The sequence below is a fragment of the Methanomassiliicoccales archaeon genome (assembly GCA_013415865.1).
Taxonomy (GTDB): Archaea; Thermoplasmatota; Thermoplasmata; order Methanomassiliicoccales; family UBA472; genus MVRC01.
On sequence record CP058896.1, the window covers coordinates 250004 to 266038 of the forward strand.

The window sequence follows — 16035 nt, forward strand, 5'->3', positions numbered from 1 at the left end:
AAAATCGGCCAAGGAATGAACAACAATTTGATAAGATAATATATTATAAAAATAAGACCGCTCATTACATTCACTATTTCAGCTCGTCTTTTTGTCCCGTTCTGCGCCTATTACATTTCCAACATCGATCGTTCCTTCCGACGTTCAATGCCTCGCATTCACATTTCCATAGACCTCTCAGATCGTACGTATTGCACATCTCACATCGGCATTCGACCTGCTCCCAACCACGGTCCTCATACATGACCATGTTAACTCGAGCATGTTGTTAAAATACCTATTGAAATCAGGACGATATTCTCAGATTCAGATTAAGGCTCTGGACCTCGTTCTTGACCGCTAGAATTATCCTCTGCTCCGCATCTGTGCCTGTGAAATCAGCGTATGGTTTCATCTCTATGCCAGATGGCAAGGCCGGTGCCCCGTCCTTGTACAGCAGGAACCATAGCTTGTACTTCCCTGTCTTATTGACAGAGAACGTGTAGAACAATTCCCATTGGGCGGTCCAGTTGCCCTCCAGGTCGACATCCTGATGATCAAGCTCGATGTTGAAGCTGTCGAACCAATACATCTCATGGACCTGCGTCTCATTGTTCACGAAAGTTGCGTTGACAAGCCAGAGCTCCACCGTATAGTTCACGGTCCTGTGCTCATGATTGGCGATCCCTATTATTATCGAGGCCTCCTCCCCGGCCGTCAGATCGTGAGGATATCCCTCGGCCTTTCCCCCCGGGCCCAAGATGTAGAACTCGGTGAAGCTCTCTCCCTGCCTCGGGACGGCGATGACATAGACCAAGGCCACGACCGATGCGATGATCGATATGACCAGGATTATCGTCAGGGCCTTGTCCACCCCTTTCTCTTTTCTATAAGAAGCTATGGCATCATTGTATAGCTTGACCGGGTCGAATGGAAGATATGGAGCTATGGCGAGATTCCTCCTGTATTGACCGACCAGAGCGACAACGATATTGAAAACCGAGAGACAGGCCAGTATGGGCACGAGCCTGATCCCGAAGGGCGTGTAGTTGAGACCGAACCCTATCAGCGGGGCGATGGCGATGCTGAGACCGAATGAAAGTGCCACCCGCTCCAAAGGCTCTAGGTCCTCCTTTTCCGGAAAGAGCGCCAGCACTGTCACGTAACCAGGGAAGAACAACAGGAAGGGAAGGCCAAGGACGATCCTCAATGGCACGTCCGGCATCAGGAATATCGAAAGGATGAGGAGCGGCGTCACAACAAGTACCATCAGGACATCCCAGTCCCTCCGCATGTCGACCTTGAGGTTTTTGAGGTCGATATCGATGCCGTCGCTCATTTCCTCTGCCCTTCCTCTTCGTCGTACTTCCAGAGCTTGTCGCCTACATATGTCAGCGACCTCACGGCCTTTCCTGGCCTTTTTTGCCTGAGCTCTTCACCAGACAATAGGCTCTGACCGATGGCCAACGGCTTTAAATTCTTAACATCCCTGACCCAAACGAGGTCGCCAGACCTTATCTCAGGATCGGCATCGACGATCCCGGGCCCCATGACGTCCGCCCCCTTGGTCACGAACGGAACCGCGCCCATGTCGACGGTCACGAATTTCTTGGTCGCCCTGTATCTCAACAGACCTCGGACCGTGAGGAACGGCGTCCCTTCTACAATCAGGCCCAGTATCTGTCCGTTGACGAAGATTAGGTCGAACTCTGAGGATTCGGCTGAATCCACCACGTCATCAGTCCCGAAGAGCTCGGTGCCAAGATCCTTTGACAGCCTCTCGGACATCTGTTTTATGTCCTTCTCCCTCATCCTCTTACGATTGCGGACCCTCAGCTCGCTCATGTGATGACACCGGTCAGTTAAAAAAATTCAGCAATGTCATTTCTTTCCTCGTCCAAAAAGCTTCCCGATGAATCCCTTCTTGACGGATACTTCACCTTGCTCATCCGCCTCGGGAGAGCAGGCCTTCTCCTCTATCTCCATTCCATTAGCGACCTTTTCAAGGTCATCGAGGTCGTGGAAACTGAGATGTGCACAGCAATGGGGACATATATCAACGTTCGAGCGTATGGTCCTCCCACAGCTAGGGCACTCGATGTCGATAATCTCGGTCATATCGGGTCAGGGAGGTGGAAGACAGGGGCTGTATTAACCATTTTTGGAACAATTTTTAAAACTGGCTATCCAAAATGCTTTTACACGATAGATCGGCGCAATACGCCGCCGATATGGAACTGGCCTTGATCTGGCGTTTATTGAACATCATTCCTCTTTATGATACCTGACCTGTAAGGTTCATAACCATGCACTGTGGTACAGGGTGACATGCGCTGGAGCCTAGTCGCAGTGCGTATATGCATGATAATGATCACTTTGACCGCGGTCCTGATAATTCTATTATCCACCGTCCCACTTGCGACGGGCGGGCTGGAGTTCGATTTCCCTGACGAGGAGGATGACGTCTGGGAGATGGACGGGAGCCGGGTCATCGGTACGGTGCCCATCGGAATAAGGAACGGAGGGTTTTTTGACATTGAGGATTTCAGCTTCAGATTGAACCTCAGCGACACTGACGGTTACGGGCTAGTTGATGTCCAGACCGACCCGGTCGACCTTGTCGCTGGGAAATGGACGGAGGTTGTCGTCGAGATGAGCTTCGACCTGAACGACCTGCCACCGGAAAAACAGTTCGAGATCATGTTCAACGGCACTCAGGCCAGCTTGGCAATAGGGGTGTCGTCATACTTCGGACTGAGGACGATCAGGACGTCCATAGACATACATAGTGATGAGCAGACGATCGAGATCCCTCCGATGATCAATGAGGTGAGCGTCGACCCGTCGAGGCTGCGTGTGGAGCAAACGGGGGAAGGATATTGGTTGACATTGCCATATTCATTCTCAGCCTCTGAGATGGTATCTGGTAAAGAACTCTACCTCGATGTTTCTATCAGCAATGCGACCAAATACTTCGGGGAGGACTCCGAGCTTATCATTCTTGACCAATACATAGAGGGGCAATTGACCTTCGCCCTGAGCGAGGAGGATTTCAAGAACCTGAGCGCCTACCCTGATACCCTCTACGTCGATGTGGCGATCACGTTCCTCGGAATAACGATGGAAAGGGAGCTGACTTACGAGTGGACACCTTTCATCAGCAATTTCCAGGTACAGAGCGTTTGGGCATATTATACGGGGTATGATGGTCAGATCGACCTATCATATTACTTTGATGCCTCCGATACAATATGGTACCATAACGTCGTCGTTCACATCACCATAACGGACGAAATAGGGACGATCGCATCAGGGGATGACTATTTCACGATATTCAGCAACAATCAACGTTCTGCCTGGCTGTTCGTGCCGAACGATGTGATGTCGAGGGTCTACGGCAATGAGGCCGATTGGGAGATGACCTTTGAGATCGTCGGGGAGGGCTTCACCATAACCAAGACCGTCACGTACCATTGGAACGGGGGTGCGTGAGATGGCCCAAGTTTCTAAGGAGTTCAATCTCAAGTTGGGCTCTGCCGGAAAAGGCCTGATCTCCTCGGTCTTGGCCTTCGTGAAGTTCTTTGTAGTGCCGTTCATGGTGCTGAACCTCATCTTGACGATAGGTGATGGTTCCGGGGGCGAATGGTGGCCTAAGGTCAAGGTTCTCATCGAAGAGATGATGCCGTTGGTGATCGTGTTCGGCATAGCGATCACCGCTGTAGCTTTCGGACGGGGTTTCTACCCGAAAGGGTCTTACCCCAGAGCAGTCTTTTCGGCCGTCTGCGCGGTCCTGGTGATGATATACGCATACATGCTTATGCTGGGAGGAGATGTCCAGTCCTTTTTTGACTCAGAGGATATTGCCCTCGATGTGATGTTCGTTTTCCTCCTCTTTGCGCTGTTGTTGGTCATTCGGACGCTCCAGCATCTGGGTGAGCTTCCCGACCACCGTCACGAGTTCCTGACGCTCATGGCAGGAAAGCTCGGGACACCGATGCCTGAGCCTTTGCCGGTCGAGGATGTCGACAAGCACAGGTTCTATCATGACCTCCGTTTGAGGTATGGAAGGCTGGAACCCGGATTCAAGGACATGAGGAAGGCCGCAGGGAAATATCTCGCATGGCCGGTATTCCTGTTGATCATTATCGGCATAGTGATCACCAAGATAGGCGATTCTGTGCCTGTGGAGTTCAAGAATGAGCTGGACGGGCTTGTCGGCACCATAGCCCTTATAGGGGCGGCCATAGCTGTGCTGATGTTCTTCAAGGGTTTCTATCCGAAAGGCTCGGTCTCAAGGATGGCCTTCTGGATTCCGGCCGCTGGCTGCATCTGCCTGTGGATATGGTATCTTTCATTCGGGGGCGATGTGGCCATAGAGCTCATGGACCTGGCAACGATAGAGCTGGATTATACGCCGATCATCATGCTGTTCATCATAGCGGCCGCCCTGTGGGCAGTGTACGCCATAGTGGAGATGGTCTCGTACAGAAAGGACTGGAAGGCCAATAACTTTCAGCCTGTCGATGACAAGAAGATATCCGCGATGAAGAAGCTGAAGAAAAAAGAGGCAAAGGAGAAGGCCAAGGCGGAGAAGCTGCAGAAGAAGCTGGATGAGAAAAGGTCGCAGGGAAAGGATTGAGCGGCCCCTATCCCTTCGTCATTGACCTTTTCTTTGACCTCCGCCAGCTGGCCTCCATGTATATGACCGAGCATGTGCAGATCCCTGCGCTGGTGAAGAGCATGTCGTAGCCGACGTCTAGCGGGGTCGCGTGATTGGCGATCACCAACAGCACTCCGATGACGGTGAATGCGGCGATGATCCACGCATAGACATGGTCGCTGGTTGCCATGCCATATTTCATGAACACGGACGCGAGGCCGAATAACGCGAAGGCTAGGATGACGACCGGAAGGCATTCGGCCGCATCTGCGTACGGGGCGCCGTAGGCGATCCTCATCACAACATCTGGGAACAGCAAAAAACCCGTCCATACCATCCCCAACGTAAGTCCGACGAGCCAGACGGACTTCCTCATCAACATGTGCGTCTCATCGATACGCTTCTCGGAGAACCTTGGGAAGGTAACGATGGTTATCGCACCCGGCAACCAGAGGACTATCTTGCCGAGCATCGAGGCGGAGGAGTATATGCCCGCATCATGATCGGCCATGAGCCCTCTTACAAGGAAAGTGTCGATGTTGGTAATGAGGGTGAAACATATTGTGCTGACCGCCACCGGTATGGTGTAGATGTAGACGCCCCTCATCTCAATCGCGGTCTTATCCTTCTTCACATAGTCCCAGATCGCGTAATACACGATCCCAAATGCCAGCGAGGTACCGACGACCATCGCCCCAAAGGCCCCGCCCACGCCCATCCCCACTGTAACGAATAGAACTCCTAGTGCAAGTTTTCCTATCGGCCCGAAGATGTTGTAAAGTCCCAGCAGGTGGAAGCGTTTGAGGCCCTGGGTTCCACCGACCGCGGGCGGACCAAGCATTGTAAGAAAGGCCCCTAGTCCTAGCAATATGATGGTATTCTCATCGGTTATCGAAAGGAACGTCTTCAGCCAAGGGGAAGATATGATGATGGCAAGGAATAAGACCGCGCCGACGGCCATGCTTATAATGAAGGACCTTCTGAGGAACCATGCGATCTCCTTGTCCTTGCCCTCGCCCCTCATCTTTGCGACGTATCGGACGACCGTCGTTCCTAGCAATGTCCCGGGGACACCGAGTATGTAGAAGATTGATAGAAGCGATGATAATAGTGAGTACTCCGCAGGGTCCAAGGAGTGTCCCATGAAGCTCTGATAAAGATAGTTGCAGGCCCCACCTGTCATCGTGGCTAAGAAGATGATGAGCGCGGGGCGGCCTAGGCCATCGAAATTAAGATTCTTACGAAGCAATGTAGGCTCGTATATGTTCCAGCATTAAAAGGGTTTCAGGGCCACGTTCCTTGATGCCATTGATCTACATTCGGACGTGATTGAAGAACTGATAAATAGGGGCATCGAAATAGCAACGGGAAAAGGGTGCGTCCAATATGGGAATAAGCATTGCGATTTGCGAACTGGATTCTGATAAGGCATCTTGCAAAATGGCCAAGACCTCGGTGCTCAAGGTCAATATAAAGAGTGTTGAAGGATACGAGTCCTGTGCTGAGTTCGATATGATAGTGCCAGTGGAAGAGGCCAAGAAGATCATAGGCGAAGATTGGGAGGGATTCCTGAAAAGGAACCGGATCGATCCGGACGTAGAGACCATATACATTGAGAAGGTAAAGAATGAGATGGACAGGGCTAAACTGCTCCCCGCAGCTAAGAAGCAATACACGGGATGGGTCGTTATGGAGAAGGCGGACCCTGAGCAGCAGAAGAAGCTGATGGATCTTGCGGACCCGGATGAGAGGCTGACCAAATGGGACATGCTATCGTTCGATGAGATGGGGGAGACCTGTAAGAAATGCGAGCTCTCATGGGACGAAGGAAGGGGATGCATCGGGACCTTCGGGCCTGAGAACTCTGGGCTTCCTGATATAGCGAGAAAATACGGTATGACCATCATCGCATCGATACCGGAGGCCGTTAAGAACAAGACAAAGTTCAAGGTTGAAGATGCACAGAGGCTTTTGGAAGAGGTCAGAGTTATTAGGGAGAAATTGCCATCCGAAGGGAAGATGGCAGTGCGTAGGTATTCAGGTGTTTTACAGCGCTTGGAAAAAGTGGCCTATATGAGTCTGAAATATAAGGTAAGGTTTTATTTCATTTGATTTTTCTTATTTTTTTCAATATAACAGTACATAACGCTTCTTCCTTTAATAATATTATATTCCGGGTTAATATTTAAAACCGTTTTCGGCAATTCTATTGAATCTTCTTTCTTGTGGTAAGTACAAATTGCCATTTTGGGTTTAAATATATTTATTGTTTTTTTGCTCCAAGCAATACATCATTTTCCATTCCTTCCACATCAATTTTAATAAAATCAATTCTATCAATCGAATTGGTATCAATATAATTGTCCAAAGAAATAATATTTTTATTTATATCCTCATTCGCTCCTAACATTTTGGGTATGATGGTTATAGATTTTTCATAATTCAATAATAAACTAATTTTATTTATTCCAGCTTGATTGGGTTCGAAGCAGTAAATATGAGACGCCCCCATTGCCGATGCAGTCGATGCAAAGTCACCCGGAGCTGCTCCAACATCAAACACGACGTCGCCAGTTTCAATTTTAACTTTTTCATTGAAATAAAAGCTTCCATGTAATGGTAAAATTAAACCAGCTCGACTTTTATTCCAATCAATAACATTTTTAGGATCTGTTGAAAATCTATCTCCAAGATATCTAAGGATTGGCAACCAATCTTTTAGGATTGAGTAATACTTTTTTTCTTCTTCAAGTGAATATTTTAACCCTAGAATATGTGGATAAAAAATATCAAGGAAACTATCTAATCTAAATGATTGCTTTGGAACAATAATACCATTAAAATCATAATATTTATTATCCTCGGAAATGTATGATTCAGCCATCTGCTGGATACAATTTCGATATCCTTTTGGAGTTACCCTTCCTTGAGAAGTTTCATATCCTTCTCTAACCCTGATTTCATGGTTTATACCATAAATAAACTTTGAACGTCGTTGAGCTTTTGACAAATCTTGATCAAAAATGTTGTATAAAAAGGACTCAAAATTTGAGATTGTAAGCTTTGATGAAATATAATCATTAATTATCCACGGTTTATTCATTTTTTCTTTCCATCTTTCGTCATTTTGATCTAATTTAATTATCTCTTCTATAGCTGGTTCAAAATCTGATTTATCTCTTACCCAGATGAAAGACTCCGGATTGAACTCTTTATCGATATGTGGATTCCCCCAATATATAGGAATTGTTTCAGCAGCCATAGCGTGAACGATTTTCTCAGTGGTGTATCCTGGTGTAGATGAATTTTCCATCGCGATTGTAAATTTATAATGTTTCATAACCTCGATTTTCGACTTTGCCCAATCAACTGACTTTCTTTCCTCTAACTCAGGTATGATCTTATTTCTTTGGCACGAACCTAAGGCATCTACAAATTTATATTCGGATAATTTTTTAAAAAAATCCACGCGTAATGAATCTGCCATGTTATCTGAATAAATAAAATTGCAAAAATATTTTTTATTGTATAAAATATCAGTTGATGAGCGTTTCTCTTTTAATAATTCAAAAATGCAGTTCCCATAGGTTCGATAATTTGGCCATCTTAAATATCTATCTCCAAATTCCATCCAATCAAATCCGATGCCATAATCACATATGTTGAAATCTGGTCGAATGTTTTCCCCCGTGTAAAAAATCCTGATACAATCATAATCTAAATGTCGACAGCCGAATGCTGAGTAGAAAATATAATCAGGCTTGTCAGAAATTTCAACATCGTATCTCTTTTTTAACGCCCCAGTGAACATATTATCATTAATATTAAAATGGGAATGAAAATCAACAAACTTTATTTTTATTTTTTTTTTATTTTTTAATTGTTCCATCGAATTTAACCTCATTATTTTTTTATATTTTAGCATTTTTCTTTGAACTATTGCAATAAGCAGATATTACTTCTTCAGGACAACCATATTTTATAACAGAACCTCTATCTAACCAGATGACTTGATCGCAAATTTGTTTAATCGTTTCCAAATTATGTGAGGTGACAATCACTGTTCTATTTCCTGTATTTATGAATTCCTGCATTTTCATCCATGATTTTTTTTGAAATTCAAAATCACCCACCGATAGAACTTCGTCCAATAATAATACTTCGGGCTTTGAGTGAATTGCGATAGAAAACGCCAATCTTGATTTCATTCCTGTTGAGTAGGTCTTAAAAGGATAATATATATGCTCTTCTAGCTCAGAAAATTCTATTATTGAGTCTACGATTTTATCAATTTCTTTTTTAGTTAGACCATTTAATAATGCTCCCAAATAAATATTATCTAATCCACTCGCATTGGCATCAAATCCAACTCCTAGAGTTAGTAAGGAAACGCGATTAGAATTGATAATAATTGTACCGTCAGTCGGCTCATAAACCCCTGCTAAAAGTCGTAATAATGATGTTTTTCCGGCGCCATTTCTACCAATTATACCGATTTTATGTCCTTTTGTAATAGTTAACGTTACCGATCTTAACGCATGAATAGGTCCTGGGTTGATTATTTTTGAAGACGCCCATGAACCAGATATTAAAGAAAATCTTTTTATTAAATTGAATGTGAGTGATACATTATCCAATTTGAAGACTGTGTCATCCATTGTAATCACGGCTCTATTTCATTAGAACATATCTTTTATCGTTATTATTTATCAAGTTATTGCCAATAAATAATAGAATTAATCCAATAATTCCAAATATTATTAAATAGAAATAATCAGGTGAAACTCCGAACATTAGGCAATCTCGATATGATTGTATAAATATTGTTGCTGGATTTAACAATAACGATGTTTGAATCTCTGATGAGAGAGTGTTATAATTGTAAAAAATTGGTGTTGTAAAAAATAGTAGCCAATTTATATATGTTATACCCAATTTAAAATCTGCTATCCTAGCCCCAAAATGGGCAAGAATAAGACCCATGCCATACATAAAGATTAAAAATATTATAGTTATGGGAATAAATTCAATGAAATGCCATGTTATTGGAAATTTAAATATAAAGATGAATATAAATATTAAAATGCAACTTAATAAAAATGTAATTGTTGATGTTATTAAATCAATTAGTGGAAAAAGTTGTTTTTTTATCGGAACTTGCTCAATAATACCCATCCGAACATTGATTGAATTCGTACTTTGAACTAAAGATGATGAGAAGAATCTCCAAATCACTAACCCAATCACCAAATAAACAAGATTTTCTGATGTTACCCGATTAAAAATTATATAATAAACAAATGATAAAACCAATACAAACATTATTGGATCGATAAACGTCCATAATATTCCCAAATACATATTTTTATACCTTGTTTGGAGATTGTTGATTGAAGAAAATTTAATATAGTCTCGGTATTGCCAAATTGACTTGATTAATGTCAGCTTGAAAACCCCTTTAATTATTTTTAAATCACCATAATAACGTTGGGAATAGCATTATAATTTAAATATTAATACTTTAGTGATAAGGTAAAAAAATAAACATTATATATAAAATATATTATTTTATATATAATGAATAAATATATATAAGATATAATATCCAATATATATTATTTTAAATATGTTTCGAACGAAGAAAGAAAATTATGTTCGATTCTTAACCTTATTTATTTTTTAGCGAGAAATGAATGGAAAGAGAAAAGAGTGGTATCATCAGAGGAACAAACACTTAACTCTATACGAATTTAAAGGCGTTAATTTATTATTTCTAATAGCAAGACAATAAACTAATAAATTTTCAATCAAGAATGAGAAATTTATGTAGTGATCTTACCTCTTTACAAATTTAGAAATTAATATTCTGCATATTATTTATGTGGCATATCCATCACCATGTTTGTCTCGTACTTATCCTTAATAATAAAAATCCTCTATTATAAATTGATTTGATTATCGCTAACTTCAACACCTTTCTTCACACGGTAAATAGATTAGATTAGAAGAACCAGCTGCATGATAGGCTCAACTATATATCATAATGTAATATTCATAAATCAAGAGTTGTGAATATCAATGATGAAGAATATTAGAGAAATTATTGATAAGCTGTTCATCAATTCACTTGAACCTGAATTCGAAAAACCTGGAAATGAGTATCTATCTTGGGTTTTGGATCGAATTCATGGGGAAAAGATATTGGATGTTGGTTCCTACAACAATGTTTTTTCGGCGATATTATATAATATTAATAAAAATGTAGATTCTGTACCCATAGATGCATCTGGAACCGATAATTTTTTAAATTTCATTCCATCCTATGAGAACGTTCAAGATTTTTTTAATAAATTAAATAATAATTATAATTTTAATAAATCTTATGACACAGTTTTAGTAACCGATCCCCAACGATGGGGGATGAGTTTGATAGATATTTTTAAAATTGATTCCCTGATAAATGATGGAGGAAAAATTATAATTACCATTAGATTTGGAAAGTTTGGCGACGATAATTTTTATGGGGACTATGGGATTGATTTAATTAATTTATTAAAAAACGGATATGAATTAGAAAGTCTCGATACTATAGGTAAATTTATCGATGACTTTCCATATTTTTGGCTTTGTGCATCATTTGTTAAAAAATCCTGTCCAATGAATATTGATAATGAATTAACGTTCCAAAGAAGATTAAACTATTTAATCGAAAATAGAGAATCTCAATACGTAAATTTATTAAAAATGAAAAAAGAAAAATCGAGAAATAATATACAATCATTAAATCATGAACTAATTGAGATTACTAAGGAGTTAAAAAATATTCAAGATAATTTATATTCTATTTACAATCAAATAATTCCTGCGCCCAAATCAATTCAAAATGATTCCGATTATAAGGATAAAATTGAATCGGAAAATGAGGTTGTCCCATTTGATGATTATAAAGCTGAATATCCGTCCCCAATTTTAAATGAATCAAAAATTTTGTTTCAAATCGAGATTCTTAAATCGAAGCTCAATGAAGCTGTAAAATTATTAAAAAGTGAATTAGATGAAGAAGAGAAATTATTGAAACGCTGTAACGAACTACAAAGAAGGCTAGAGAGATCGGAACAAAGATACTCAATATTGGCCAATTCAACCCTCGGAAAAATTACACTCACATATTGGAAATTCCTAAAAAATATGAAATGAAGGATGATGTTATGGAATTTTCAGATGAGATTAAAAATAAAATCGAGGAGATGGAGAATGATTTAATAAATATGCCTTTGATAAAATCAAATAAAAAAAGATGTTTTTTAGTTTCCAGACACTTTCTACCTTCAACGGCTTCACGCTCATTGACTATGTTTAAATTATTGAAAAATTCGTCTTTTGAATATATTGTATCATCCCAATATGTTCAGAACAATAAATGGCTCTACGGCGTCAAATCAAATATGACCTCAAGAAACATTCATCAAATAATTACTACTGAGGAAAATGAATGGGAAGAGCTCGTTGTCAGGGAATTTTTTAACCTTGATCCAATATATAAATTCGATTTTATAATGACCTGTATAATGCCCCCATATGATCATAAGATTGGGCTGGAAATTAAAAAAAGACGAAATACTATACCTTGGGTAGCCTTGTGGAGTGACCCAGTGGCATTTTCCCCATATGCTAATAAAGCAGGGGATTTTGAAAATGTTGCAGAAATTAAAAAAAAGGAATATGAAAAAGAAATCTTCCGTAAGGCCGACCTATTGGTCTTTACGAACTATCATCAGATGATCTATATGCTTGGAGATGATTTCAAAAAATATCGCGAAAAATCGGTAATAGTTCATCATGGTTTTGATCCAGATTATTATCCCAAAGAAAATTATCCCTCCGAAGAAGATAGAATTGTACTGGCATATATAGGTCATATGGATGAATATCGAAACTTGTATGAGCTTGCCAATGGGTTAAAATTGTCTAAGTATGGTTCAATGTTTAAGGTGATATTAATCGGTCATGTACCAGAAGAACAGTTAGACTATGTTAAAAAGTTGGGTCTGGAAGATATATTCGAATATCTAGGAGAGAAAAGTTGGGAAGAATGTTTAATTGAGATGAAAAAATGTGATATCTTGGTCTCAATGGATCCAAATTATGTCAACATGGATTATAGTCAGCAGATGAGTTCTAAGATCGCAGATTATCTTGGCGCAAAAAAACCAATATTGTTCATGTCTTACGATAAAGGAATATCTGCAGATATAGCAAATTATACAAATAATAAGTTGATAAGGAACAGAGGAGAAGATGTGGCCAAATTTCTAGACTCAGTTGCTACTCTTGGAATTTGGATGCCGGACTATGAAAAATATGAAATATTCAATTCCCGCAACATCTCTGCTTACTTTGATAAACAAATTTTTTTAAAATTATTGAAAATTTGAAATATTAATTCTTATTCCTTAAGAATTTGATCTCATGATATTTCCGTAATTTTGTCAAATTCTTCTTTTCCACTGACCATAATTTTAGTGCTTTTATCCTTTCATCTTCTGAATGTATCAATTCTATCCTCTCATCAATATCTTTTATTACCCAGTCAAAATATTTATACATGCTATGTAAACCATATTCATTAAATCTTTGACTGATCATTTTAGAAATTTCAATTTTATCATTGATCAGTTTAAAATTATAAGTTTTCGTAGTAGAATCGTCTCTCATAGTCCTCAAATAAACAATTTCTGAACAAACACCGATATTTTTTGAATAATACCATGCCTGAAGAGCAAACGGCATGTCTTCCCAAAATACGCCCTCCGGAAACATTATATTATTTTCTTTTAATAATTGGCTCGAATATAGAGTGCAGACAATGTTCATGAACATCGCTGACTGGTCGTTCCTTATATTGATAAATCTTCGACTGAGATATTTAACTAACTTCTTCTCATGACTTTCCTGAGGAATTATTTTAGAGTTCAGATTCCACGCAATCCGTCCTACTACCATATCGCAGCAATACTTTTTTGCTACCCAGAACAACATTTCGCATGCATTTGGGACATATTCATCGTCCGAATCCAAGAACATTATATACCTGCCAGTAGAGGCTTTAATACCTTCGTTTCTGGCGGCTCCCTGTCCTTGATTTTCCTGATCAATAATCTTTATTTTTTCAGGGTACCTACTTTGATACGATTTCATTATTTCTAATGAGTTATCCTTGGAACCGTCATTGATGAGAATTATCTCAATATCTTTTATTGTCTGGGCCAGCAACGAATCGATACATTTAGGAAGATATTCGCTTGTGTTGTAAATAGGGACTATGACCGATATTAGATGACTATAACCCATCCGTTCTTTCGAAAAATCGTAACCGCTCCAGAACGGATTGTGTATTATCACCTCATGCGATCCTGGAACGGGATCCATATAGTCCAATAGATTCACTTTCTCTCTAACCTTCTGGATGCGGCTCCATTCAATATATTCTTCTGATAGCGCGCTTTTTTGCCAGATTATAAAATCATCAATTGTAAAATTTAACGGATCTGAACCAATATTTATCCTTACTTTAAATGATTTCGCTCTTATATGTCGAACCGAGGTCATATTGAACTTCGATTGACCCTTTTTTACTTTGAACGCCTTGTTATCATTTAGAATCCTTTTTTCATCATCATATTGTAGAACTGCTAGAACAAACTCACCTTGACCCTCGGATTCAACGGAAACGGAGATATCTATCACATCTGTATCATCTTTATAGGCTGATTTTTGATGAAATCTGTCCGATGACGGGACATCATAACCTCTATCGAACACCTGGACCCATTGATGGGAAGATGCCTTCTTTGGAATCGAAATCGTTATCCTTCCAGTATCTTTCTTGATATCAAACTCTTTTGTTATCTGATAAAAATCCGATGGTTCGATCGATGTCCGTAATAATGTTCTCATTCGATACCAGGTAACATAAATGACATAATAACAACTTCGGTCTTTATCATGACATATTTTAATATATAATTAATAATAATTTAATACTGACGATTTGCTAGATTTTATATAAGTCCCATACATTGCGGAAAGGTCAGAGATGACTAGATACATGCAGAACAAACCATCGATCTGCGTCATCGGTCTCGGTTACATCGGCTTGCCCACGGCTCTCCTTTTCGCCAATAATGGATTCAATGTTTCTGGATGTGATATTAATCAAAACATAGTGAATCTCATCAACTCAAAAAAACCTCCCTTCAACGAGGAGGAGCTGCTCGAACGACTGGAAAATGCAATAGACTCTGGTAAGTTAAGAGCTTATACATATCCAATGGCAAGCGATGTTTACATAATAACTGTCCAAACGCCTTATAAAGAAGAGATCTGTAATGCGGAGCTAGGATTCTTGAACAACGCTGTTGAGAGCATTAAGCCGATCCTAAAAGATGGCGACCTTGTCATTGTTGAATCGACAATTCCACCTGGAACAACATTAGGTCCTGTATGCGATGCTTTGGCCTCCATAAGAAATGAGAAAAAAATATTCATTGCGCACGTCCCCGAACATGCGCTCGTTGGGAAATTGTTCTTTGAATTGATCAATAACTCAAGGTTAATTGGCGGGGTCGACCCTGAGTCGACGGATAGGGCGGCCGACCTGTACTCCAAGGTTGTGAAAGGGAAATTGATCAAGACGGATGCAACTACCGCGGAGCTCGTCAAGATTATGGAGAACACATATCGTGATGTCAATATTGCATTGGCCAATGAGCTCGCCAAGTATGCAGAGAGCATCGGAGTCAACATTTGGGAGGCGATCGACGCAGCTAATAAGCACCCAAGGGTGAACATACATCGACCGGGACCGGGAGTGGGGGGAGAATGCATTGCTGTAGACCCGTTGTTCCTTCTCAACAACGACAAGGTCGATATGCCATTGGTAAGAGCAGCGAGGTCGGTGAACGACTCTATGCCTCAGTTCGTAGTAAATAAGATTGAGAAAATACTATCAAAATCTGGTCAAAAGCAACCAATGATAGCATTGCTCGGCCTTTCGTTCAAGGCAAATGTATCAGACTCGAGGAACAGTCCTTCAAAGGACATTTGCCACATCCTTGATCAGAAGGGTATTAGATATAAGGCCTACGATCCTCACGCGGCAAAAGGAACGGTCAATAATCAGGTCGACAACCTGATGGATGCGTTAAAAGGGGCTGACTTGGCCGTTGTCCTTGTGGATCATGATGATTTCTTGAGGATGTGCCCTAAGACCATAAAGGGTTTCATGCGCACACCGGTCATATTCGATACTAAGAATTGCTTGGACCACTCTGAGTATCGTCATGCAGGTTTCAAGACTTGTTTGCTAGGATACAAGTGCAATTGATGCGCCCTGT

Annotated in this window: 15 protein-coding genes; 6 read left to right on the plus strand and 9 right to left on the minus strand. The window is 40.7% G+C overall.

From position 1 onward, the window contains the following. Positions 1-73: 73 nt before the first annotated feature. Genes HPY73_01315 through HPY73_01330 form a run of 4 tightly spaced genes read right to left on the minus strand, consistent with a single transcriptional unit; the run spans position 74 to position 2097 of the window. Entirely contained in the window at positions 74-250 is a 177-nt protein-coding gene (locus HPY73_01315; protein QLH74217.1) for a hypothetical protein, read from the minus strand. Between the two features lie 36 nt (positions 251-286). Continuing rightward, positions 287-1273 (minus strand): DUF1616 domain-containing protein, encoded by a 987-nt coding sequence (locus HPY73_01320; protein QLH75601.1) that lies wholly within the window; start codon positions 1271-1273, stop codon positions 287-289. Between the two features lie 41 nt (positions 1274-1314). Further along, positions 1315-1824 carry an RNA-binding protein gene (locus HPY73_01325; GenBank protein QLH74218.1) on the minus strand — a complete coding sequence of 170 codons (510 nt, stop codon included), beginning with the start codon at positions 1822-1824 and terminating at the stop codon, positions 1315-1317. 36 nt (positions 1825-1860) lie between these two features. Beyond that, on the minus strand, positions 1861-2097 hold the full coding sequence (locus tag HPY73_01330; protein ID QLH74219.1) for a hypothetical protein: 237 nt from the start codon (positions 2095-2097) through the stop codon (positions 1861-1863). Positions 2098-2307: 210 nt separating this feature from the next. On the opposite strand from HPY73_01330, the gene HPY73_01335 reads away from it, so the two are divergent. Together HPY73_01335 and HPY73_01340 are read left to right on the plus strand one after the other, a co-directional pair. Beyond that, complete coding sequence (locus HPY73_01335; protein QLH74220.1) at positions 2308-3471, plus strand: hypothetical protein; 1164 nt, start codon at positions 2308-2310, stop codon at positions 3469-3471. A gap of 1 nt (position 3472) precedes the next feature. Continuing rightward, complete coding sequence (locus HPY73_01340; protein QLH74221.1) at positions 3473-4618, plus strand: hypothetical protein; 1146 nt, start codon at positions 3473-3475, stop codon at positions 4616-4618. Between the two features lie 7 nt (positions 4619-4625). Here HPY73_01340 and HPY73_01345 read toward each other — a convergent pair whose 3' ends face one another. After that, on the minus strand, positions 4626-5888 hold the full coding sequence (locus tag HPY73_01345) for an oligosaccharide flippase family protein (GenBank protein QLH74222.1): 1263 nt from the start codon (positions 5886-5888) through the stop codon (positions 4626-4628). Positions 5889-6079: 191 nt separating this feature from the next. Here HPY73_01345 and HPY73_01350 point away from each other — a divergent pair, with 191 nt between their 5' ends. Then, positions 6080-6751: a hypothetical protein gene (locus HPY73_01350; GenBank protein QLH74223.1), complete on the plus strand. Its 672-nt coding sequence runs from the start codon at positions 6080-6082 to the stop codon at positions 6749-6751. Between the two features lie 151 nt (positions 6752-6902). Here HPY73_01350 and HPY73_01355 read toward each other — a convergent pair whose 3' ends face one another. Genes HPY73_01355 through HPY73_01365 form a run of 3 tightly spaced genes read right to left on the minus strand, consistent with a single transcriptional unit; the run spans position 6903 to position 10000 of the window. Further along, complete coding sequence (locus HPY73_01355) at positions 6903-8528, minus strand: FkbM family methyltransferase (protein QLH74224.1); 1626 nt, start codon at positions 8526-8528, stop codon at positions 6903-6905. Between the two features lie 22 nt (positions 8529-8550). Beyond that, positions 8551-9297, minus strand: a complete 747-nt coding sequence (locus HPY73_01360; protein ID QLH74225.1) for an ABC transporter ATP-binding protein — start codon at positions 9295-9297, stop codon at positions 8551-8553. A gap of 13 nt (positions 9298-9310) precedes the next feature. Then, positions 9311-10000 carry an ABC transporter permease gene (locus tag HPY73_01365; protein ID QLH74226.1) on the minus strand — a complete coding sequence of 230 codons (690 nt, stop codon included), beginning with the start codon at positions 9998-10000 and terminating at the stop codon, positions 9311-9313. A gap of 717 nt (positions 10001-10717) precedes the next feature. Here HPY73_01365 and HPY73_01370 point away from each other — a divergent pair. Together HPY73_01370 and HPY73_01375 are read left to right on the plus strand one after the other, a co-directional pair. Continuing rightward, positions 10718-11836 (plus strand): hypothetical protein, encoded by a 1119-nt coding sequence (locus HPY73_01370; protein ID QLH74227.1) that lies wholly within the window; start codon positions 10718-10720, stop codon positions 11834-11836. Continuing rightward, positions 11833-13074 (plus strand): hypothetical protein, encoded by a 1242-nt coding sequence (locus HPY73_01375; protein ID QLH74228.1) that lies wholly within the window; start codon positions 11833-11835, stop codon positions 13072-13074. The genes HPY73_01370 and HPY73_01375 overlap by 4 nt, the downstream gene beginning before the upstream one ends. Positions 13075-13078: 4 nt before the next feature. On the opposite strand, the gene HPY73_01380 is transcribed toward HPY73_01375, so the two are convergent. Further along, positions 13079-14596, minus strand: a complete 1518-nt coding sequence (locus tag HPY73_01380) for a glycosyltransferase family 2 protein (protein QLH74229.1) — start codon at positions 14594-14596, stop codon at positions 13079-13081. 139 nt (positions 14597-14735) lie between these two features. On the opposite strand from HPY73_01380, the gene HPY73_01385 reads away from it, so the two are divergent. After that, positions 14736-16025: a nucleotide sugar dehydrogenase gene (locus tag HPY73_01385; protein ID QLH74230.1), complete on the plus strand. Its 1290-nt coding sequence runs from the start codon at positions 14736-14738 to the stop codon at positions 16023-16025. Positions 16026-16035 lie beyond the last annotated feature (10 nt).

Bases quoted from the DNA above. Each gene is read 5' to 3' on its own strand.
- HPY73_01360 (QLH74225.1), bottom strand. From the start codon at position 9,297: ATGGATGACACAGTCTTCAAATTGGATAATGTATCACTCACATTCAAT.
- HPY73_01335 (QLH74220.1), top strand. From the start codon at position 2,308: ATGCGCTGGAGCCTAGTCGCAGTGCGTATATGCATGATAATGATCACT.
- HPY73_01325 (QLH74218.1), bottom strand. From the start codon at position 1,824: ATGAGCGAGCTGAGGGTCCGCAATCGTAAGAGGATGAGGGAGAAGGAC.
- HPY73_01375 (QLH74228.1), top strand. From the start codon at position 11,833: ATGAAGGATGATGTTATGGAATTTTCAGATGAGATTAAAAATAAAATC.
- HPY73_01355 (QLH74224.1), bottom strand. From the start codon at position 8,528: ATGGAACAATTAAAAAATAAAAAAAAAATAAAAATAAAGTTTGTTGAT.
- HPY73_01315 (QLH74217.1), bottom strand. From the start codon at position 250: ATGGTCATGTATGAGGACCGTGGTTGGGAGCAGGTCGAATGCCGATGT.
- HPY73_01385 (QLH74230.1), top strand. From the start codon at position 14,736: ATGACTAGATACATGCAGAACAAACCATCGATCTGCGTCATCGGTCTC.
- HPY73_01330 (QLH74219.1), bottom strand. From the start codon at position 2,097: ATGACCGAGATTATCGACATCGAGTGCCCTAGCTGTGGGAGGACCATA.
- HPY73_01340 (QLH74221.1), top strand. From the start codon at position 3,473: ATGGCCCAAGTTTCTAAGGAGTTCAATCTCAAGTTGGGCTCTGCCGGA.
- HPY73_01365 (QLH74226.1), bottom strand. From the start codon at position 10,000: ATGTATTTGGGAATATTATGGACGTTTATCGATCCAATAATGTTTGTA.
- HPY73_01380 (QLH74229.1), bottom strand. From the start codon at position 14,596: ATGAGAACATTATTACGGACATCGATCGAACCATCGGATTTTTATCAG.
- HPY73_01350 (QLH74223.1), top strand. From the start codon at position 6,080: ATGGCCAAGACCTCGGTGCTCAAGGTCAATATAAAGAGTGTTGAAGGA.
- HPY73_01320 (QLH75601.1), bottom strand. From the start codon at position 1,273: ATGCGGAGGGACTGGGATGTCCTGATGGTACTTGTTGTGACGCCGCTC.
- HPY73_01370 (QLH74227.1), top strand. From the start codon at position 10,718: ATGATGAAGAATATTAGAGAAATTATTGATAAGCTGTTCATCAATTCA.